Raw genomic sequence first — 20,889 nt, 5'->3', positions numbered from 1 at the left:
TATGTTTCGTTTTACGTTAGTTTTTGTCGCGCTCCTGACCGCCGGCTGTGTCTCGCTCGATCCGGACTACAGCCGCCCGGCGGCGCCGGTTCCCGCCACGCTCCCCGGTACCCACGGCGAAGCCACAACGGTTGTCGGCAGCTGGCAGCAGGTGGTGAACGATGCGCGGCTCAAAAAAGTGGTCAACATGTCGCTGACCAGCAACCGCGATGTGCAGAAAGCGCTTGCCGACATAGAGGCCGCCCGCGCACAGTATGGCGAAACTCGTGCGACGCTGTTCCCGACCGTTGACGCCGAACTTAGCCACACCCGCAGTAAAACGGTGGCCAGCGGCCTCACCTCATCGTCACAGGCCGACGGCGCCGTTTCCAGCTTCGAGCTGGATCTGTTTGGTAAGAATCAAAGTTTATCGCGGGCAGCGCGGGAAACCTGGCTTGCCAGTGAATACACTGCGCAGAATACGCGTCTGACGATGATTGCCGATCTGACAACCGCCTGGGTCACGCTTGCGGCGGATAACAGTAATCTGGCGCTGGCCCAGCAGACCCTGGCCAGCGCAGATAACTCGCGCAAAATTGTCGCCCGCCAGATGGCGGTGGGTACCGCATCCGCAGGCGATCTCAGCGATGCCGAAAGCGTTTATCAGCAGGCACGCGCCAGCGTTGCCAGCTACCGTACTCAGGTTGCGCAGGACAAAAATGCGCTCAATTTACTGGCCGGTGAAACCGTGCCAGACAGCCTGCTGCCCGGCACGCTGGAAAGCCTGGGCGATAACAGCATTACCCTGGTACCGGCCGGGGTGTCGTCATCGGTCCTGCTGCGCCGCCCGGATATTCAGGAAGCGGAGCACAATCTGAAGAGCGCCAATGCGGATATCGGTGCGGCACGGGCCAACTTCTTCCCGTCCATCTCCCTGACCGCCAGCGCTGGTGTGGGCAGCGATTCGCTATCGTCCCTGTTCAGCCACGGGATGCAGGTCTGGTCATTTGCCCCGTCGATCAGCCTGCCGCTGTTTACCGGCGGGAGCAATCTGGCCCAGCTACGCTATGCGGAAGCAGAGAAAAAAGGGCTTATCGCCACCTATGAGAAAAGCATTCAGAGCGCCTTCAAAGACGTGGCCGATGCGCTGGCGCGCCGGGAAACCCTGAGCGAACAGCTGGATGCCCAGCGTCAGTATGTGGCCGCAGAGCAGACCTCGCTGGACATTGCGATGAAGCGATATCAGACGGGCGTCGGCGATTATCTGTCGGTTCTGACCGCCCAGCGCACGCTGTGGTCGGCGCAGGCCACGCTGATATCTCTGCAACAAACCGATCTGGAAAACCGCATCACGCTCTGGCAGTCGCTGGGAGGCGGCGCCAGCTAAATCGATTTCAACCGGGCGGCAACGCCCGGTATGCTAAAGGAGTTTTTATGCCACGCATCTCCCTCTCCTGGGCGTTAATTCTTGGTCTGTTAACCGCCATCGGCCCGCTGTGCACCGACTTCTATCTACCTGCGCTGCCGGATATTACCCAACAATTGAGCGCCACCGGTACGCAAACCCAGCTCTCCCTGACCGCGGCGCTGATCGGTCTTGGTCTCGGACAGCTGTTTTTTGGCCCACTGAGCGACCGTATCGGGCGTAAAAAACCGCTGGCGCTGTCATTGCTGCTGTTTATTTTTTCGTCGGTGATGTGCGCCACAACCTACGATATTCATATGCTGATCGGCTGGCGTTTTCTGCAGGGCTTCGCCGGGGCCGGCGGTTCCGTACTCTCCCGTTCTATTGCACGCGATAAGTATCAGGGCACCCAACTGACCCAGTTCTTCGCCATGCTGATGACCGTCAACGGCATCGCTCCGGTCGTGTCGCCGGTCATTGGCGGCTACATCATTACCGCCTTCGACTGGCGTATTCTGTTCTGGGCGATGGCCGGTATTGGTGGCGTACTGCTGCTCCTGAGCCTGACGGTGCTGCGTGAAACGCTGCCGGGTAAAAACACCGCCGCCGCCGCACAGCAGCAAAGCGATACTCCGGTACTGAAAAACCGTCCCTTTATGCGCTACTGCCTGATTCAGGCCTTTATGATGGCCGGTTTGTTCTCATACATCGGCTCATCGTCGTTCGTGATTCAGAACGAATACGGCATGACGGCGCTACAGTTCAGCCTGCTGTTCGGCCTCAACGGTATCGGGCTGATTATCACCGCGCAGATCTTCTCTCGCCTCTCACGCCGCTATCGCGCCGATACACTGCTGAGCACCGGCCTGATTCTGGCGGCCCTGTGTGCGTTAATCACGCTGGCTCTCGCCTGGCTGCATCTGCCGCTGCCGGCGCTGATCGGTCTGTTCTTCACCGTGGCGTTCATGAGCGGTATCAGTACCGTTGCCGGGTCAAAGGCGATGAGTGCGGTCAGCAGCGCGCAGTCGGGCACCGCATCGGCGCTGATGGGAACCCTGATGTTTGTCTGCGGCGGTATTGCCGCGCCGCTGGCCGGGCTCGGGGGAGAAACGATGTTGAAAATGAGTTTCGCCATGGCAGTCAGCTATCTGATCGCCCTCTTCTTCGGTCTGCAAAAGCCAACGCCTGCCCACTGATTAAAGGTGCAGTAATAAAATATTCCACTATTATTACTGCACCATCTCCCGCCATACCTGTAAATCTCGTATTATTCATTGCGTGTTAATCGTGATAACCTTCACATGAAAGGAATAATTAATTCCTTAGAATCTCTGCTCACTGTCACTGATGAGGTTTTTATATGAGTATCGACCTGAGCGCGCTGCTGACCGAGCGCCGCAATGCCAATAGCGCCAATATAGACACCCTGTCCACCGTCGACATGCTGACGGTTATTAACCAGGAAGACCAGCAGGTGCCCCACGCGATCGCGCCCTATTTGCCGCAGATTGCCCAGGTCGTCGACAAGGTAGCCGCGGCGTTACAGGCCGGCGGACGCCTGATTTACATCGGTGCCGGCACCTCCGGTCGTCTGGGGATCCTGGATGCCAGCGAATGCCCGCCGACTTTTGGTACGCGTCCGGAGCAGGTGGTCGGGATTATCGCCGGTGGCCACAAAGCGATTCTGAGCGCCGTTGAAAACGTCGAAGACAACAAAGCGCAGGGCGCTATGGATCTGCAAAACCTCAACTTCAGTCACCGCGATGTGCTGGTTGGCCTGGCCGCCAGCGGGCGTACACCCTATGTTATTGGCGCCATGGAATATGCCCACAGCCAGAACGCTTTTGTGGCTATCGTTAGCTGCAACCCGCACGGTGAAATGGCCCGCCTGGCCGACGTCGCCATCACTCCGGTCGTCGGTCCGGAAGTGGTCACCGGCTCCACCCGTCTGAAAGCAGGCACCGCGCAGAAGCTGGTCCTGAATATGATTTCCACCGGGGCCATGATCCGCGTCGGTAAGGTTTACAGCAACCTGATGGTTGACGTTGAAGCGACAAACGCGAAGCTGATTGAGCGCCAGGTGTCGATCGTCATGGAAGCGACCGACTGCGATCGCGCGACGGCGCAAAGCGCGTTGGACGCCTGTGGTCGCCATTGTAAAACGGCCATTGTGATGGTGCTGGCCGGTCTTAGCGCCGCAGAAGCACAATCCCTGCTGGCAAAAAATGACGGCTATATCCGCAAAGCGCTGAGCAATACCTAAGCGCCGATAACCAGGTAACGTGCAATGGCAAAAATAAATAAAGAGATGATAGCGCGGATCCTTACGCATGTCGGCGGGGCCGGTAACGTCGCCCAGGCGGGGAACTGTATGACTCGCCTGCGGCTCACCTTGCGTGATGAACAGCTCGCCGATAGCGCCGCCATCCGCCAGATTGAAGGCGTGATGGGCGTTATCGTCAGCGATGAGCAGTTTCAGGTAGTCCTCGGCCCCGGCAAGGCGCAAACCGCCGCGGAAATGATGAACGGGCTGCTGGAAGAGACGCCGACCGACGCGCCCTCTCTGGCGGATGTGGCGGCAGAGAAAAAGCAGGCGCTGAAAAGCAAGCAAACCAGCGGCGTACAGAAGTTTCTCGCTAAATTCGCCACTATTTTTACCCCGCTGATCCCCGGTTTTATCGCAGTGGGCCTGCTGCTCGGCTTCGCGACGCTGGCTGAGCAGATGTTCGTGCTGGAGAATGCCCATCCCAACGCCTCTCTGATGGCGCTGATCGGCTACATGAAAGTCTTCAGCAAAGGGATGTTCACCTTCCTGAGTATCCTGATTGGCTATAACGCACAGAAGGCGTTCGGTGGTTCCGGGGTTAACGGCGCTATTATCGCTTCGCTGTTTGTCCTCGGCTATAACCCCGAGGCCACCAGCGGATTCTACGCCGGGATCACCACCTTCTTCGGCCACGGCATCGACCCGCGCGGTAATATCATCGGCGTGCTGATCGCCTCGATTCTCGGCGCGTGGGTAGAAAAACAGGTGCGCCGCGTGATGCCGGCCAACCTCGATATGATCCTCACCTCGGCGGTCACGCTGCTGATTATGGGGGCGGTGACTTTTACGGTCATCATGCCTCTCGGTGGCTGGCTGTTTACCGGGATGTCATGGCTGTTCCTGCATCTCAACGGTAACCCGTTCGGCTCAGCGGTGCTCGCCGGGCTGTTCCTGCTGGCGGTGATGTTCGGCGTCCATCAGGGCTTCGTACCGGTCTATTTTGCGCTGGTCGATGCCCAGGGATTTAACTCGCTGTTCCCGATTCTGGCCATGGCAGGAGCCGGGCAGGTCGGCGCGGCGCTGGCGCTGTACTGGCGGGCGAAGCACGGCTCAATGCTGCGTACCCAGATTAAAGGGGCGATTATTCCCGGCTTTCTCGGCATTGGCGAACCGCTGATTTACGGCGTGACCCTGCCGCGCATGAAGCCATTTATCACCGCCTGTATCGGCGGAGCCTGCGGCGGCTTCTTCCTCGGTCTGGTGGCATGGCTGGGGCTGCCGGTAGGTCTGAACACGGTGTTCGGCCCTTCTGGCCTGGTGGCGCTGCCGCTGATGACCTCCGCCAGCGGGATCTACGCCGGTATGGCGGTTTACGCCGCAGGGTTAGCGGTGGCCTATCTGTGCGGCTTTGCCTTTACCTGGCTGTTCGGCAGTAAAAACGTTGATTTGAGCTAGGACGCGGACCGGATACATCACGGTGTACATGATATAACCCGCCAGATGGCGGGTTGATAATACGTCGTGATGACTCACGCACTTGCCAGCATCCCACAACACGTTCTGGGGGAAGAGGTTTGTCATCTCCATCACCAACGTGAAGTCGTTAACGCGTCAATAGATTTTTTTGACGGGATTTAACTTCCCCCTGGCGCCAAGCCCCATCCAGTTTGCTTCCCGACTACCATTTCCTGTCCGCCTTCGGGTCCTCGGCTCATGCTATGATGCCCGCTTTGCGCTATTTCACTCGAGGAAAAGATGGGCTCCAGCAAAAAAGGGATGCTGAACGTACTGATAGCTGCGGTGCTATGGGGCAGTTCCGGCGTTTGTGCGCAGTACATTATGCAGCAAAGCCAGATGTCTTCGCCGTTTCTGACCATGACGCGCCTGCTGTTCGCTGGCCTGATTCTCCTGATGCTCTCTTTCGTCCACGGCGACAAAATTTTCCGCGTCCTGCAAAACCGTAAAGATGCCTTAAGCCTGCTGTTCTTTTCATTGTTCGGCGCACTGACCGTGCAGTACACCTTCCTGATGACCATCGAGAAATCGAACGCCGCAACCGCGACGGTGCTGCAATTCCTGTCGCCGACCATTATCGTCGGCTGGTTTGCACTGGCGCGCAAAACGCGACCCGGGCCGCTGGTGCTGGCAGCCATCGGGACGTCGCTGGCGGGTACGTTCCTGCTGGTGACCCACGGCAACCCCACCACGTTATCCATTTCCCCCTCGGCGCTGCTATGGGGGGTAGCCTCGGCATTTGCCGCCGCGTTTTATACCACCTGGCCGTCAACGCTCATCGCCCGGTACGGCACGCTGCCAATCGTCGGCTGGAGCATGCTGATAGGCGGAGCAATGCTGCTACCGTTCTACGGCGGCCAGGGCACCAACTTTGTTGTGAATGGCCGTCTGCTGCTGGCATTTTTCTATCTGGTCGTGATCGGCACCTCGCTAACCTTCAGCCTCTATTTAAACGGTGCGCAAAAGATCGGCGGCGCGAAAGCGGGGATTCTCAGCTGCGCCGAGCCGCTGAGCAGCGCTCTGCTGTCGCTCCTGCTGCTGGGCATCACTTTTACGCTGCCGGACTGGCTCGGCACCCTGCTTATTCTGTCGTCCGTGGTGCTGATCGCCGTAGATTCAAGGCGCCGGGTGCGGGTAACATAGAAAAGCAATCACCTGATTTTAAACAACTTAATCTTATGATGATTTGCGTGTTTTGCGTCCTGCGCATATAGTTGACTGAAGCTACTATTTGAGGAGAAGCACCATGAAAGCGTGTTGGATATTGTGCCTGGTTACCACCCTCAGCGCGACGGCGGCCTGGGCCGAATCACCGCTGAAAAGTCTGCAGTTCGAGCAACAAAAGCAGCTGGTGTTAAAAGCGGTGAAGGAAAAATGTGCGCCGAAGGCCACCCTGAGCGATACCGAGTTTGCCAATAAAATCCTCGCCTCTCAGGCAAATCAGGAATATGTCCGGGAAGCTACCCTGGCGAAAGAGCGCAACAACCAGAAGGGTTATCAGGCAGCCATCGATAAAATCAGCTGCCCGGCAATCTAATCATTTCAGCTTAGCCGCCAACGCTTTCCAGTCGAACGGCGCCAGCTGTGCATAGCTCAGGCCACGTGCGGCCATGCTTTGCGGCAGCTGGCGTTGCGTTTGCGCCGTAGCCTGGCTCATCAGCCCCGCGCCACCCGCATCGCGCAGCGTTTTCACCACCTCTTCCATCTCTTCACTACGGCGAATACCGTGTTCAGCCACCCGGCTAATCAAGTACCCCGAAAATGCGCCGTCCCAGCCCAGCGACGGGAAGCTGGCATGCAGCGAGGCCAGCACGTCCTCTTCCACGCCGTACTCACGGGCGGCAAACAGGCATTCGGTCGTCAGCGCTTCCAGCCCTTTAATCATGACGCTCCGGCACATTTTTATCGCCGATACGCTGCCCACCTCATCCGCGCCATAGCGGGCATTCAGCCCCAGCGCCTGTAGCAGGTCCGCAACTTCACGCGCCTGCGGGCCGCCAATCAGCAGCGGCGTTTTCAGCCGCGCTGGCGGCACCGGTGCCATGACTGCCACGTCGACATAAACACCCGGCAAAAAGCCACCAGCCGCCTGTCGCTTGGTCGCCGGCGCCACCGAGTTTAAGTCAAGAAAATAGCCACCTGCACCGACAGACTCCGCCACCAATCGCGCCACGTCCAACGCGGACCCCGCCGTCACGGTGGAAAAAATCAGCGTCGCCCCCTCCAGCGCCTGCGCCAGCGAATCCGCCGCCCGGACGCCAGCCCGACGGGCCTTATCCCGCATCGCCTCGCGCTCAGGGCCGTTCAGTTTACAGTCCCAGACGGTGACCTCATTATTGCGAGCTAAATCAGCCGCCAGAATGCCGCCCGCCTCGCCAAAACCAATAAATGTTATCGTCGTCATGCTGACTCCTCCACGGGCCAGATACGGGCCGGAATACACACGTCGCCGGAAAACAGCAGGCGCGCCGTGCGCAGCAGACCGCAGCCCACCACGTCACCCTGCTCGCTGCGCTGGAGCGCCACGCTGAACTCGCCGGTCGGGTGTTCAACGCTTATCATCACATTCCCGCTTTCGCCGATCTGTGCCAGCCCCTCGGCAACCGAACCGGGGATCAGGCAGGCGCAGGCAACGCTCACCGCGCCAAAGACGCCAATCGATGCGTGGCAGCGGTGGGGAATAAACGTCCGGCTGCTGAGGGTGCCGCCTTCGCGCGGACCGGCAATCAGGGTCATTTTCGGCACCGTTCGCCGGGCGACATCCCCCAGATTCATACGTGGCCCGGCCTGGAGCCGTATCGACTCCAGCCGCTGCTTCAGCTCGTCATCGTTATCCAGCTGCTCTCGGGTTTCATAGCCGCTGCGGCCAAGGTCGCGGGCGCGCACCACCACCACCGGCATGCCGTTATCAATACAGGTGACGTCGATACCGTCAAAGCGATCGCGGGCGCAGCCGGTTGGCAGCAGCGAACCGCAGCTGGAGCCCGCCACATCGAGAAAATTAAGGACAATTCGGCTGGCGCTGCCCGGAACACCGTCAATGCGCGTTTCGCCCGCGTACTCAACCCCGTCGTCATCACAGGGAACATCGGCAATCGCCAACTGGCCGGTATTCTCCATAAAAATACGTACCTGGGTCAGCGGTGCGGAGTGTCTGATCAGACCGCGTTCGATAGCAAACGGGCCAACGGCGGCGAGAATGTTGCCGCAGTTCTGCCCGTAATCCACCTCCGCGCGATCGACATTCACCTGGGCAAACAGGTAATCAACATCGGCCTCAGGCCGTGCGGAGCGGCGAATAATCGCGACTTTGCTGGTAAGCGGATCGGCCCCGCCGATGCCGTCAATTTGCCGGGCATCCGGTGAGCCCATGGCGGCCAGCAGCACCGCATCTCGCAGCGTGACATCCGACGGCAGATCGTCCGCCAGAAAACAGGCGGCTTTCGAGGTGCCACCGCGCATCAGCAGACACGGTATTTTGCGTTGTGCCATCTTATTAGCCCTCGACGTCGTCCGTGTTGTCGTAGTAGCGCAGCCCTTTCTCCGCCAGGCGCGGACGCATGGCGTAGATATCCAGCCCCAGCTCACCGCTGCGCATCCGATCGCGTTTCGCCACTTCATTGGCCATCCGGGTCTCCGCCTTCGCCAGCACCGTCTGGGCCTGCGCATGCGGCACCACCACCACGCCGTCGTCATCCGCCACAACCACATCTCCGGGATGAACCAGCTGTCCGGCGCAGATAACCGGCACGTTGACCGACCCCAGCGTCTCTTTCACCGTCCCCTGGGCATAAACGTGGCGCGACCAGACGGCAAAGCCCATTTCACGCAGGGTATGCGAATCACGAATGCCGATATCTCCCACCAACCCAATCACCCCGCGAGCCTGGAGCGACGTGGCCAGCAGATCGCCAAAGAACCCGTCGCCGCAGGGCGAGGTTGGCGCCACCACCAGTATATCGCCCGGGCGGCACTGCTCGACCGCCACGTGGAACATCCAGTTATCGCCCGGCGTGACCAGGACTGTCACCGCGTTTCCGGCGCGGCTGACGCCCTGCTGGATCGGGCGAATATCCGGGGCCATCAGCCCCTGTCGGTCGTACGCTTCGTGAATCGTCGCGACGCCGGCGGCGGCGAACTGGCTCAGCGTCGCCGGGTCGTGACGAGGAAGATTGCGGATCACAATGCCTTTTTTATTCAACAGGTTCATGCGAGATTCTCCGTCACGCGGGGGAAGATACTGTGGAAGGCCTCGCCGTGAACGATATCGCGTGCCGCGGTGATGCCGATATTGCGCTTCGCCTGTACGCCTCGCTGTAGCGCAACCCGGGTGTAGTATTCCCAGAGATGTTCCTGACCCTGCATACACTGGATCGCCTGATATTTGGTCTCCCACACGCTGGTGATATCCAGCAGCACATCCGGCTTCCAGTTGCACTGTTCCGGCTGGTGCGGCTCAAAGCAGTACACCGGTGGCGCGGCGACGATTTTCTCTCCGGGGCGATAGCCTTCGGCCTGAGCGATGATGCGCGCTTCCTGGGCCAGGTTGGAGGCCATCGGGTGGTCGTAGTTGTAGGGATCGTGCATCGAGTGGGTCAGGACGAAGTGCGGCTGTACGCGACGGTAAACGTCAGCGAGGCGGAACAGCGTCTCTTTGTCGGCGCGTAGCGGGTAGTCACCGATATCGAAGAATTCAACGCTGGCGCCGAGAATATCGGCGGCAGCCTGCGCTTCTTCACGGCGGACCTGCTTCACGGTCTCTTCGCTCATGTTGCCTTTGCGCCACAGCTTTGCGGATTCACCGCGCTCGCCGAATGACAGGCAAACAATATGCACCCGATAGCCCTGGCGGGCGTGCAGCGCAATCGCTCCGCCCGCGCGCCAGACAAAATCGGCAGAGTGGGCGCTGACGACAAGGGCACTTTTTTCGCTATGCGGTTCAGACATGATGACTTCCTCTGTTGTTTTTTTCAGCTTGTCATGTCACGGCAGGAGCGGGTAATTCGTTAACTTGCGAAGGCTATGATTTTTATTTATGTTGTCGTAAAGCTCACAATCCGGAGTCCGGAGAGAAATGCTGAAGAGAAAGTACGATAAGACAATAAATATCATGCAGCTACGCTTCTTCTGCCAGGTTGCCCTGCGCGGCAGCGTCTCGCGGGCGGCTGATGATTTATTCCGCACGCAGTCGGCAATCACCCGGGCGATTCGCGATCTGGAAGCGGCGCTGAACGTGACGCTTTTCGAACGCCACTACAGCGGGATGGTGGCGACCGAGTACGGCAGATGTCTGCTGCCGCGGGCGCGGCGTGCTATCGATGACCTTCAGGCCATTCCTCTGCTGCTGCAAAAGATTAAAACGCGGAGCACCGCATCCGGCGCACTGCCGGATGCCGGCTGGCTGTTCAACACCCGCCGGCTGGAAATATTCCTGCAGCTCTATCACGTCAATCACACGCAGACCGTCGCCACCCAGTTGGGCATCACCCAACCGGCGGTCAGTGCCGCGCTGAAAATTCTTGAAAAAGGAGCCGACTCCGCGCTGTTTCGCCGCACGCCAGAAGGGGTTCGCCCGACGCCGGCGGCGGACCTGCTCTACCCGCCCATCAGCCGGGCGTTGAACGAACTGGATAATATCTGGAGCGATCTTGCCGCCCGTCGCGGCGTGCTGGAGGGCCGCGTACGCATTGGTGCCCTGCCGCTCAGCCGGACTCAGCTACTGCCCGCAGCGATTAGCGCCTTTCTGGCGCGCTACCCCGGCATTACGGTGATGACCAATGAAAGCCCATATGAGTCGCTGGTCTCCGATATGCGCGCGGGGAATATCGATTTTATTATCGGCGCGCTGCGCCAGGATGAGGATCTACCGGACCTGACCTGCGAAGCGCTATTCGAAGAGGATATGCTCATTTTGCTGCGCAACGATCACCCGCTGCTAAGTCATCCGGATCCGCGCAGCCAGCTGGCGGCTGCACAGTGGGTGCTGCCGCGCTCAAATGCCCCGGCGCGGCACCTGCTGGAGAAGGCTTTTCTGACGCTGGGATTGCCCTTGCCGCAGCCGACGGTAGAAACCGGCGATGCCGCGATGGTTCGCGGTCTGTTGAGAGATTCCGACATGCTGGCGGCCGTCTCCGCCAGCCAGATGCGCTTTGAAATCGATAATAGCCTGTTAACTATTCTGCCCGTTCGCCTGCCCGATACGACCCGTCGCATCGGGCTGACCTTCCGGGCGGGCAGCCTGCCTTCGCCGGCAACCCAGGCCCTACTAAGCTTTATTCAGCAGCATGTCGCGCAACGTTAACGGGTTCCCGCTACCGAGTAGGTCACCTGCTGGTTACGCGTCTTCTGGAACTCCTCCAGCGTCTGCCCGCGCATGGCGGCGTAGATATGCAGATTGGATACCCCAACCACGGCGCCCATTTTCTCCAGCAGGAAAAAGCTGGCGCCGTACTGAATCAGTCCACGCCAGTCGCGGGCGTCGAGCAGCGCCTGCTCATATTCGCTGAGTTCCGCTTCAGCATACAGCGCCTGCGGCTGGCTAAGAAAACGCTCGCGCCAGGCGGGCTGAATCAGCTGATGCAGGAATCGGTTCAGCCGCAGACCATTCAGGCTGCGTTCATGGGTAAACGGATAGGTTCCAGGCAGCGCTTCCACGCCAGCCAGCTGCTGCGCCATATGCTGGCGATGGCGGCTGAGCGTATCCACCGGTGGGACGCGGGCATTATTTTCCAGAATCAGCGTCGCGATGCCGGTCATCGACGGCAGGTAGTAATCACGCCAGATTTCACTCACGTTGGCCGATAATGCCCCGCGCATAACCAGCCACATAATCACTTCCGAACCTTCCATGCCACCCAGCGTGGCGTACTCGCCAAGGGTCATTTCGGCCAGCTTTTCTGGATCATTGATCAGCATATCAACGAACTGCGCGTCCCACTGCGGATTGTTGAAACCACAGCGTTCGCCATGCACCTGATGCGACAGACCGCCGGTCGCCACAATCGCCACGTTGATATCTTGCGGATAGCTTTCAATGGCCCGGCGCAGCGCCTGCCCGAGCTTATAGCAGCGGCGGGCGCTGGGCACCGGGAATTGCAGTACGCCAATTTGCAGCGGGATAACCCGCGTCGGCCAGCCCGTCTCCTGTTGCCACGGCAGCAGCGCCGACAGCGGCGAGAACAGGCCGTGGTCGAGTTTTTTGTCCATAAAGAATGACATATCAAACTCATCCGCCATCAAACTGGCGCCGATATGCCTGGACAGCGCCGCATCGCCTTTTACCGGCGGCAGGTCGCGCGGGCCGCCGCCTTCATCCGCCACGTCGTACTCGTTATCAATCCCGAGGGTAAACGTCGAGTAGTGGTCGAAGAAAAAGGCGGTCACGTGGTCATTGAAGATATAGACCAGCGCATCCGGTTTTTTCTCATCCAGCCAGCGCTGCAGAGGCTCAAAGCTCTGAAAAATCGGCGCCCAGGCGGCTTCCTGCTGTTTATGATGATCGACGGCAAAGCCGATGGTCGGGGTATGAGAAACGGCGATCCCGCCGAGTATTCTGGCCATGAGGTGACTCCATTTATCGGTTATGCAACGTTTGCGACAGCGCGTTGAGCTCCGCCTCTGTTTGCCGAGGCTTAGGGTGATTCATACGGTGCAGTAAAATTGCCGCGCCCGCCAGACAAGCCGGTAGCGCCAGCACCAAAAAGATGGAAGAGTGGCCCGGTACCGCCAGCATGATTACCCCTCCCAGGGTGGAGCTAAGTATGGCTCCGGTACGCCCGATTCCGTGCATCCAGCTGACGCCGGTGGCGCGAATTTCGGTTTGATAATACGCCGGTGAATAGGCCTGTAGACCGTTCTGCGCACCGTTAATGCACATGCCGCTGATGAAGATCAGCACCGACAGTGCCGCAGAGCCAAAGTCCATCAGTCCCTGAGTTAACAGGCACAGGCAGCCGAGGAAATAGGTGACCGCAATCACCGCTTTCGCCGAGGTGCGATCCATCAAATACCCCACCAGAATACCGCCCAGAGGGCCGCCAAGCTGGAACAGGCCGGTAATAATTGCCGCCTGCTGCAATGACAATCCACCGGAGCGTAAGATGGTCGGCAGCCAGCCATTGAGCAGATAGATAACGAACAGCCCCATAAAGTAGGTCAGCCACAGGGCGAGCGTCCCGCGCGCATAGCCGTTGCGGAACAGCTGCGCCACTTTATTGTGCCGTGAGATTTGCGGGGCGTTCAGCTGGAAGCGAGTTTCGCTGCTGAAGCTACCGCCAAGGCGGTTCAGCACCCGGGCAATTTGTCCGGCAGGCAGACGCCGCGCCACCATATTCATTGCCGACTCCGGCAGCATGACCACCATAAAGGGCAGGACCACCAGCGGCAGCACGCCGCCAAAAATCAGCGCCGAATGCCAGCTGTAGTGCGACAGCAGCCCGGCAGCGATAAAACCGCCCAGCCCGGAACCGACATTAAACCCGCTGTACATCAGCGTAATCATCAGCCCCTTACGCCGCTCAGGCATATATTCCGCCACCAGGGTGACGCAGTTAGGCATCACCGCCCCCAGCCCCAGCCCGGTGAGAAAGCGCATCAGCGCCAGCTGTGAAGGGCTTTGTGCCAGCGCGGCGGCAAGGCTGAAGAGCGCAAAAAGCGCCACCGACCACAGCAGAATGCGCTTACGACCATAGCGATCGGAAAGCGGGCCGGCGACCAGCGCACCGATAGCGACACCAAACATCGCCGCGCCAAGTACCGGGCCCATTTGCGCACGGCTGATACCCCAGTCTTCGATCAGAGCCGGGGCGATAAAGCCCATAACCGCCGCGTCATAGCCATCAAGCATGATGATGACAAAACACAGCAGCAGGACGTTCCACTGAAAGCGCGAGATCGGTCGGGCATCGATCCACGACTTCACGTCGACAACATGAGAGTGATTCATAGGGTGACTTCCTTAAGCAGGCGGTACGAATGTTCTGGTTAATGTTTTTGGAGTTGAACTTTCGTATTCAACTTAAGGCAGTCCCCGGGCGCTGTCCGGTTCAAAAAACCGACGGCAGCTATGAGTTCTGTTTATATTGTGAAGTGGACAGCAAAAAGAGCGGCATAAAAAAACCCGCAGCGTTAACGCCACGGGTTGATGTTCAAGGGGGGATTAGCGCTTCGGAATAATTAAATCGCCGCGCAGCATGCTGCCGCCGAGCATCTGCGTTTTTTCAGTCAGCCAGCTGACGATACGCGTCGCCATCGCATCCATTGAATACTCAATCGCCGGAATGGTCGGAATACCGGGCAGCTGTAACGAGCCCGCGAGGCTGAACACCATCACTTTTTCCGGCACCGCCCGATTAAACGCCAGCAGCTGCGGCACAATATGCTGAGCCTGCTGTTCATCGGCAACCAGCAACGCATTGAAATTCAAGGTTGTCGCATTGCTGACCAGCTCCTGTACCGCCACCGACGGCGAAGTGCTGTCGAGGAACACCAGGTTGCGATTAAACGGCAGGAAATTTTTCTCCAGCGCATGTTTGTAGCCCAGAAGAACCTGGTCAGCAAAGCCGCTGCCTTCGGGGTGAATTAATGCGATCTGCCGACGCCCCTGGCTAATCAGATAGTTACAGGCTGTTTCCGCCGCAAACGCGTGGTCGAACTGAATACTGTTCGCCCCTTCGCTTTCCAGGCAATCAATCAGCGCCACGTCGTCCCGGTCGATATTCAATGGAAACCGCGCGCCAATGATCAGCACATCATCGCACAGGCCACAGCTCAACTCTTCGAGGGCGCTCATCACGCCGGCGCGGGTGTTGGCAAAGCGCAGCAGCAGATGCTTTTGATGCAGGCTCAGCTGTTTTTCCAGGGCATACAGATAGCTGGTCGTTTGATTAATATTGTCCTGCGCGCAAATGACACCGATGCAGCCGGTGCTCTGGCTAAACAGCGACTGGGCAATCATATTGGGACGGTAGTTGAGCTCTTCCGCCGCCTGTAGTACCGCCTGGCGGCTGGCCTCTTTTACCCCGCGCGAACCGCTCAATACCCGAGAGACGGTGGCTTTGGACACCCCAGCTAAACGTGATACATCATTGATTGTAGACATCATTATCCCCTGACAGGGTCCGTCCGATCCCTGTACATTCCTGGCCCTGAATCGCTTCAATTATAACCATCGCCAGTATATCCGTTTCCATTTTCATTTGGAAACCGATTTTCCGTTTCATGGAAAAACATCGCAAAACCGGCAGAATTCTGTGAGCAAAATCCAATTAATTAGCGGCATAAGGAGAAGATCTTGACAGTCATCACAGTTCTGTTTTTTATGAATGGAAACCGGTTTCCGTCTGATATCAAATCATTCACGCAATAACTTTTTACATTTTGAGGATGAGTGTCGATGTACAAGATTATGCTGTGCTGCTCTGCCGGGATGTCCACAAGTTTACTGGTCAGGAAGATGGTCGACGTGGCGAAAGAACGTAACCTGCCGGTGCAGATTGACGCCTATGGTGTTTCCGAATTTGACATGCAGTTTCCGCATTACCAGGTGGTGCTCCTTGGCCCGCAGGTGAAATACATGCTGAAAACGTTGTCAGAAAAAGCCGCTTCCCTGAATATTCCGGTCCAGCCAATTAACACCATGGACTACGGCATGCAGCGGGGAGATAACGTCCTGGATTATGCGCTGTCGCTGATTAACCCGGCGCAATAAGAGGTGTGCAAATGAGTTCTCTGTATCAGTCCATGATTGCCGTGATCGAGCAATCTATTACTCCGCTGGCAGGACGCCTTGGGCAGCAGAAGTATGTTATCGCCATTCGCGATGGCTTCACTGCCGCATTGCCGTTTATGATCATCGGCTCTTTCATGCTGGTATTTATCTTTCCTCCCTTTTCACCGGACACTACCAACGGTTTTGCGCGCGGCTGGCTGGATTTCTCGCAGCAGTATCGTGAACAGCTGATGCTGCCGTTCAACCTGAGTATGGGGGTGATGACCTTCTTTATCTCCGTCGGTATCGGCGCAAGCCTGGGTCGCCAGTTTCAGCTGGACCCGGTGATGTCCGGCCTGCTGGCATTTATGGCCTTTTTGCTGGTCGCCGCCCCTTATGCTGACGGCAAAATCTCGACGCAGTATCTGTCGGGCCAGGGGATCTTCACCGCTCTTATTACCGCAATTTACTCCACCCGCGTTTACGCGTGGCTGAAACAGAACAACATCACTATTCGCCTGCCGAAAGAGGTGCCAACCGGCGTCGCCCGCTCTTTCGAAATTCTGATCCCGGTACTGGTGGTGATTGGTACCCTGCATCCGCTGAACCTGTTTATCGAAGCCCAGACCGGCATGATTCTGCCACAGGCCATTATGCACCTGCTCGCACCGCTGGTATCGGCCTCAGATTCCCTGCCCGCAATCCTGCTTTCCGTGCTGATGTGCCAGATTTTCTGGTTTGCCGGGATCCACGGCTCGCTGATCGTTACCGGGATTATGAACCCGTTCTGGATGGCAAACCTGTCAGCAAACCAGGCGGCCCTGGCGGCCGGTGCCGCACTGCCCCATGTTTATCTGCAAGGGTTCTGGGACCACTATCTGCTGATTGGCGGCGTCGGGTCGACCTTACCGCTGGCGTTCCTGCTGCTGCGCAGCCGGGTGGCGCATCTGCGTACCATTGGCAAAATGGGCATCGTGCCAAGCTTCTTCAATATTAACGAACCAATCCTGTTCGGCGCGCCGATTATTATGAACCCGATGATGTTTATCCCGTTCGTTTTCGTCCCGATGATCAACGCCATCCTGGCCTATGGCGCAACGCGTCTTGGCTGGCTGACGCAGGTTGTCTCGCTGACGCCATGGACCACTCCGGCACCGATCGGCGCTTCCTGGGCCGCTAACTGGACATTAAGCCCGGTCATCATGTGTGCCATTTGCATGGTGATGTCGGCGCTTATCTACCTGCCGTTCCTGCGTGCCTATGAACGCTCTTTAATGAAGACCGAAGTTGAAAAAGCAAAAAATGCCGTGCCGGTTGCCGAAACCGTCAGCCAGTAATGAGTGGGGAATACGCAGCCAGCTGTATTTCCCGTGAAATCTAAATAATAAAATAACACCACCCCGGAATAATGCGAAAAAGGAATTTTCGCTACATTCTTTAAATAATAAAGTTAATCACCTCAGGTAATATTATGATTGAACTAGAAGAAGCGGTAATGGAAATTATCGTGAATGCGGGACAGTCACGCTCATTATGTTTTGAGGCGTTACATGCCGCTCGTAATGGAAATATTAATGAAGCCAAATTACTCCTCAATGAAGCCGATGGCTACGCCCGACGCGCCCACCTGATGCAGACCAGGCTCATCGAGCAGGATGCCGGTGAAGCGCGCCAGCCAATGACGTTAATTATGGTGCATGCGCAGGATCATTTAATGAACTCTCTGCTTGCCCGTGAGTTTTCCGAAGAAATGATTCATCTCTACCAGCGTTAATTTAGTACAGAAGTAAAACTCCAGAACAGGTCAATTTGTTCTTGAGCATAGCTGTGCCCTAAATAAACAGAATCAGCGTGCCCTGGTTATTATATTTAATAGCCGGAGCGGGTGATTATTGTCTGAATATTGATAAATTATTAAACGTGAGATAACCATGAAAACAATAAAAACACTGCCATTAGCCATGGCGGTCATTGCCGCACTGTGCCCAATTTCCGTCCTCGCCCAAGATTTTTCTCAGGAACAAATTGACGCCATAGTAGCGAAAGCCGTCGATAAAGCCCTGGCGGATCGTCAGGCCAAAATCGATGCCGCGGCCAATAAGAAAGTGGATGTCATTACCAACCCGCAAACCACCGCCGATTCGCCGGATATGGCGATTCCATTCGGCCTGAAATTCGGCGGCTATGCCCGCTACGGCGCCCACTTCCAGACCGGCGATCAGAAATTCGTTGGCGTGGACGGCTCCTATAACGGCGCCTCGGCGATTGGTCGTTTAGGTAACGAAGGCAACGGCGGTGAATTCCAGATAACCAAAGCGTTTAAGAGCAGCAAAGGCGCCATCTGGGATATCAACGTGATGTTTGACCAGTGGAGCGACGAAGTTAACCTCAAGAAAGCCTACGTTGGCGTAACGAACGTGCTGGAATCTAACCCGGGAGCCTATCTGTGGGCTGGGCGCGACTTCCACCAGCGTCCGCAACAGGGTATCAACGACTACTTCTGGATGAACCACGACGGCCAGGGCGCCGGGGTGAAAAACTTCGATATCGGCGGCGTCCAGTTCGACGTGGCTACGGTGGCGCAGGTCGCTTCCTGTAGCCCGGAAGTCATGGCCGATGAGTCGAACCCATCGCGTATTACCTGTACCGGCGGCGCGGATACCGGCGATAAAGGCAACTATGCCCTGACCTCCAAAATTCACAACATGAAAGCCGGACCGATTGACGTCGAAGTGTACGCCAACTACGGTTTTGACTCGAAAGCGGTGGACGAGGATGCGCGTCTTGATGCCTGGCAGGGCGGCCTGGTGCTCAGCCATACCAACGACAGCGGCGTAAACAAAGTGATTCTGCGCTATTCCGATAATTCGGATAACAGCGTGTATAACAAAACCGACGATCTGACGACGGTGTATGCCAGCTTTGAAGGCAGCCACAAGTTTACCCCGCAGGCGCAGGTCGATTATCTGCTGGCCTTCCATGATTATGACAACGGCAAAGACAATACCGACAACCGTAAGAACTACGGCGTGATTGTGCGTCCGATGTACTTCTGGAACGACGTGCACTCAACCTGGCTGGAAGCGGGCTATCAGCGCGTAGATTACGATCAGGGTGGAGATAACAAGGGCTGGAAGCTGACGCTGTCGCAGAACATTTCAATCGGTATGGGGCCGGAGTTCCGTCCGATGCTGCGTTTCTACGTCACCGGCGGTCAGGTGGATAACAAGCATACCGCCAAAGTCGACGGCACCAGTGAAGATCAGCTCGATTCGCTGAACGTCGGCGCCATGTGGGAAGCCTGGTTCTGATGTTACCCAAGTCCCCGGAGGCAGCGCGCCGCCGGGGAAAGCCTTATTTCTGGCTCATTCGGCGGGCGATACGCTCAAGCTTTATCATCAGCAGCAGCGTCACGCCCGCCAGTACGATGGTCAGCGCCGAGCCATCGGCAATATTCCCGCGGTCGGTCAGACTGAATATCGTCACCGGCAGCGTCGTCCAGCCCGGCGGATAAATCATCACCGTTGCCCCCAGTTCCCCCATCGACAGCGACAGGCTCAGCGCCAGCGCGGAGATCATCCACGGCGTCATCAGCGGTAACGTCACGTAGCGCAGGCGATACCACGGCGAGGCGCCCAGGCTGGAGGCGACATTTTCGAGATCCGGCGAAATACGAGCCAAACCGGTGGAGACGTTGCTGAAGGTAAATGCCGAAATCAACACGAAGTGCGCCGCCAGTACAATCCAGAAGGTACCGTTCATCCGCAGCGGCCCCTGGCTGAAGGCGACCAGAATCCCTAGCCCCACCGATACCGAAGGGATCGCGCTGGGCAGGTAAAACGCCAGGCCAAGATATTTTTGCAGTCGGGCACTGAGCTGGCGCAGAGACAGCGCCGCCCACATGCCGCACAACAGCGCAAACAGACTGGCGCAAAAGCCGACCGCAAGGCTTGAGAACAACGAATCCCAGGCCGCCCCGCGAAACGCATTCACAAAATGCCCGAAGGTAAATCCGGACGGCAGCAGGCCGTTCCACTGCTGGCTCAGGCTGGACATCAGGATCACCGACAGCGGCAGGAAGAAGAACCCGGCAAACAGCACCACCGCCAGCGTTCCCGCCGCCGCACGGCCTTTACGTGACCAAATTAACATCGTTAGCTCCTCACGCCGGTACGCGCAGCCGCCAGCCTGTAGAGCATAAACAGCCCCAGCGACAGCAGAATATTAATCAGTGCAATCATGCAGGCCACGCTGTAATCGGACTCAAGAATCGCCTTGCTGTAGACCATCATCGGCAGGGTATTCACCCCTTTTGCACCGATAAACAACACGATGCCAAACTCGTTCGTCGTCAACAGCAGACACAGACTGCCGCCCGCCATCAGCGCCGGTAGCGCCGCCGGGAAGATAACCTGGGCAATCACCCTCAGCGGATGGGCCCCGAGAATACTCGCCGCCTCCAGCTGGCTTTTATCAATTTGCCGCAGCCCGGCCATCAGCGGGCGCATCACCAACGGCGTGAAAACGGTGATCTCCGCCAGAATGACGCCCTGAATCGAGTAGAGAAAATCCACCGGCGGCAGCGCAAAATCGAACAGCGACATCAGCGTACCGTTCAGCAATCCCGCCGAGCCATAAATAAAGGTGAAAGCAAGGGTGATAAGAAACGTCGGTAGGGCAATAAAGGTATCAATCACCCGGCTAATTAACTGGCTGCCGGGAAACGGGATAAAGACCAGAATCAGCGCCATCAGGCTGCCCAGCACCAGGCAGCCAAGCGTGGCAAGCACCGCAATTTGCAGGGTATTCAGCAAGGCGCCGATAAACCGGCGGGACTCTAGCACCTGCCAGAATGTCCCGAGGCTCAAATGACCGCTGTCATCGCGCAGCGCCTGGCCGGCGATCAGCAGCAGCGGATAGAAAAACAGGGTCGCCAGCACCAGCAGCGGCAGCAGGAGCCACAGGAAAGGACGCAGGTTCGGGCGCGGGCGCGACAGCGTTAACGTCTGCGACATC

General features: G+C 57.7%; 22 protein-coding genes. 13 read left to right on the top strand and 9 right to left on the bottom strand.

Going from position 1 to position 20,889, the window contains the following annotated elements:
* Position 1: 1 nt before the first annotated feature.
* From ACMYSK_RS19730 to ACMYSK_RS19700, 7 genes are all read left to right on the top strand, one after another.
* Positions 2 to 1,366, top strand: a complete 1,365-nt coding sequence (locus ACMYSK_RS19730) for an efflux transporter outer membrane subunit (RefSeq protein WP_434637980.1) — start codon at positions 2 to 4, stop codon at positions 1,364 to 1,366.
* A gap of 47 nt (positions 1,367 to 1,413) precedes the next feature.
* The gene (locus ACMYSK_RS19725; protein WP_434637978.1) at positions 1,414 to 2,580 is read left to right on the top strand and encodes a multidrug effflux MFS transporter; all 1,167 of its coding nucleotides are present in this window, start codon (positions 1,414 to 1,416) and stop codon (positions 2,578 to 2,580) included.
* 164 nt (positions 2,581 to 2,744) lie between these two features.
* Complete coding sequence (gene murQ, locus ACMYSK_RS19720) at positions 2,745 to 3,647, top strand: N-acetylmuramic acid 6-phosphate etherase (RefSeq protein WP_434637976.1); 903 nt, start codon at positions 2,745 to 2,747, stop codon at positions 3,645 to 3,647.
* A 24-nt stretch (positions 3,648 to 3,671) separates the two neighbouring features.
* Positions 3,672 to 5,105, top strand: a complete 1,434-nt coding sequence (murP, locus tag ACMYSK_RS19715; RefSeq protein WP_434637975.1) for a PTS N-acetylmuramic acid transporter subunit IIBC — start codon at positions 3,672 to 3,674, stop codon at positions 5,103 to 5,105.
* Positions 5,106 to 5,174: 69 nt separating this feature from the next.
* On the top strand, positions 5,175 to 5,288 hold the full coding sequence (locus ACMYSK_RS19710) for a hypothetical protein (RefSeq protein ID WP_434644237.1): 114 nt from the start codon (positions 5,175 to 5,177) through the stop codon (positions 5,286 to 5,288).
* Positions 5,289 to 5,405: 117 nt separating this feature from the next.
* Positions 5,406 to 6,308: a DMT family transporter gene (locus tag ACMYSK_RS19705; RefSeq protein WP_434637973.1), complete on the top strand. Its 903-nt coding sequence runs from the start codon at positions 5,406 to 5,408 to the stop codon at positions 6,306 to 6,308.
* 103 nt (positions 6,309 to 6,411) lie between these two features.
* Positions 6,412 to 6,702 (top strand): YicS family protein, encoded by a 291-nt coding sequence (locus tag ACMYSK_RS19700; RefSeq protein ID WP_434637971.1) that lies wholly within the window; start codon positions 6,412 to 6,414, stop codon positions 6,700 to 6,702.
* Here the strand turns inward: ACMYSK_RS19700 and ACMYSK_RS19695 are convergent, their stop codons facing one another.
* Genes ACMYSK_RS19695 through galB form a run of 4 tightly spaced genes read right to left on the bottom strand, consistent with a single transcriptional unit; the run spans position 6,703 to position 10,112 of the window.
* Entirely contained in the window at positions 6,703 to 7,569 is an 867-nt protein-coding gene (locus ACMYSK_RS19695) for a DUF1932 domain-containing protein (protein WP_434637970.1), read from the bottom strand.
* Positions 7,566 to 8,657 carry a 4-oxalomesaconate tautomerase gene (locus tag ACMYSK_RS19690; RefSeq protein WP_434637968.1) on the bottom strand — a complete coding sequence of 364 codons (1,092 nt, stop codon included), beginning with the start codon at positions 8,655 to 8,657 and terminating at the stop codon, positions 7,566 to 7,568. Before ACMYSK_RS19690 ends, ACMYSK_RS19695 begins: the two co-directional genes overlap by 4 nt.
* Before the next feature lie 4 nt (positions 8,658 to 8,661).
* On the bottom strand, positions 8,662 to 9,375 hold the full coding sequence (locus ACMYSK_RS19685; protein WP_434637966.1) for a 4-carboxy-4-hydroxy-2-oxoadipate aldolase/oxaloacetate decarboxylase: 714 nt from the start codon (positions 9,373 to 9,375) through the stop codon (positions 8,662 to 8,664).
* Positions 9,372 to 10,112 (bottom strand): 4-oxalmesaconate hydratase, encoded by a 741-nt coding sequence (gene galB, locus ACMYSK_RS19680; RefSeq protein ID WP_434637964.1) that lies wholly within the window; start codon positions 10,110 to 10,112, stop codon positions 9,372 to 9,374. The genes ACMYSK_RS19685 and galB overlap by 4 nt, the downstream gene beginning before the upstream one ends.
* 127 nt (positions 10,113 to 10,239) lie before the next feature.
* On the opposite strand from galB, the gene ACMYSK_RS19675 reads away from it, so the two are divergent.
* Positions 10,240 to 11,466, top strand: a complete 1,227-nt coding sequence (locus ACMYSK_RS19675) for a LysR family transcriptional regulator (protein ID WP_434637962.1) — start codon at positions 10,240 to 10,242, stop codon at positions 11,464 to 11,466.
* On the opposite strand, the gene ACMYSK_RS19670 is transcribed toward ACMYSK_RS19675, so the two are convergent.
* Entirely contained in the window at positions 11,463 to 12,725 is a 1,263-nt protein-coding gene (locus ACMYSK_RS19670) for a gallate dioxygenase (RefSeq protein ID WP_434637960.1), read from the bottom strand. The two genes, ACMYSK_RS19675 and ACMYSK_RS19670, sit on opposite strands and share 4 nt — an antisense overlap.
* A gap of 13 nt (positions 12,726 to 12,738) precedes the next feature.
* Positions 12,739 to 14,109 carry an MFS transporter gene (locus ACMYSK_RS19665; RefSeq protein ID WP_434637958.1) on the bottom strand — a complete coding sequence of 457 codons (1,371 nt, stop codon included), beginning with the start codon at positions 14,107 to 14,109 and terminating at the stop codon, positions 12,739 to 12,741.
* A 29-nt stretch (positions 14,110 to 14,138) separates the two neighbouring features.
* Between ACMYSK_RS19665 and ACMYSK_RS19660 the strand changes: the two genes are divergently transcribed.
* On the top strand, positions 14,139 to 14,339 hold the full coding sequence (locus ACMYSK_RS19660; protein WP_434637956.1) for a hypothetical protein: 201 nt from the start codon (positions 14,139 to 14,141) through the stop codon (positions 14,337 to 14,339).
* Here ACMYSK_RS19660 and ACMYSK_RS19655 read toward each other — a convergent pair.
* Positions 14,323 to 15,264 (bottom strand): LacI family DNA-binding transcriptional regulator, encoded by a 942-nt coding sequence (locus ACMYSK_RS19655; protein WP_434637954.1) that lies wholly within the window; start codon positions 15,262 to 15,264, stop codon positions 14,323 to 14,325. The genes ACMYSK_RS19660 and ACMYSK_RS19655 overlap by 17 nt on opposite strands.
* A gap of 294 nt (positions 15,265 to 15,558) precedes the next feature.
* On the opposite strand from ACMYSK_RS19655, the gene ACMYSK_RS19650 reads away from it, so the two are divergent.
* From ACMYSK_RS19650 to ACMYSK_RS19635, 4 genes are all read left to right on the top strand, one after another.
* Positions 15,559 to 15,873, top strand: coding sequence for a PTS sugar transporter subunit IIB (locus tag ACMYSK_RS19650; RefSeq protein ID WP_434637952.1), 315 nt, complete (start codon positions 15,559 to 15,561; stop codon positions 15,871 to 15,873).
* Between the two features lie 11 nt (positions 15,874 to 15,884).
* A complete protein-coding gene (locus ACMYSK_RS19645) occupies positions 15,885 to 17,210 on the top strand; it encodes a PTS sugar transporter subunit IIC (RefSeq protein ID WP_434637950.1) in 1,326 nt (441 codons plus the stop codon).
* Positions 17,211 to 17,344: 134 nt separating this feature from the next.
* Positions 17,345 to 17,647 carry a PTS lactose/cellobiose transporter subunit IIA gene (locus ACMYSK_RS19640; RefSeq protein WP_434637948.1) on the top strand — a complete coding sequence of 101 codons (303 nt, stop codon included), beginning with the start codon at positions 17,345 to 17,347 and terminating at the stop codon, positions 17,645 to 17,647.
* A 157-nt stretch (positions 17,648 to 17,804) separates the two neighbouring features.
* Entirely contained in the window at positions 17,805 to 19,184 is a 1,380-nt protein-coding gene (locus tag ACMYSK_RS19635; RefSeq protein WP_434637946.1) for a carbohydrate porin, read from the top strand.
* Between the two features lie 43 nt (positions 19,185 to 19,227).
* On the opposite strand, the gene phnV is transcribed toward ACMYSK_RS19635, so the two are convergent.
* Together phnV and phnU are read right to left on the bottom strand one after the other, a co-directional pair.
* Positions 19,228 to 20,025, bottom strand: a complete 798-nt coding sequence (phnV, locus tag ACMYSK_RS19630) for a 2-aminoethylphosphonate ABC transport system, membrane component PhnV (protein WP_434637944.1) — start codon at positions 20,023 to 20,025, stop codon at positions 19,228 to 19,230.
* 2 nt (positions 20,026 to 20,027) lie between these two features.
* Positions 20,028 to 20,888: a 2-aminoethylphosphonate ABC transporter permease subunit gene (phnU, locus tag ACMYSK_RS19625; protein ID WP_434644234.1), complete on the bottom strand. Its 861-nt coding sequence runs from the start codon at positions 20,886 to 20,888 to the stop codon at positions 20,028 to 20,030.
* Between the last annotated feature and the right edge of the window lies 1 nt (position 20,889).

It is taken from the genome of Klebsiella sp. I138 (genome assembly GCF_051131765.1).
In the GTDB taxonomy this organism is placed as follows: Bacteria; Pseudomonadota; Gammaproteobacteria; order Enterobacterales; family Enterobacteriaceae; genus Klebsiella.
The sequence above is the reverse complement of the archived record's forward strand: the minus strand, read 5'-3'. Positions and strand labels throughout refer to the sequence as shown.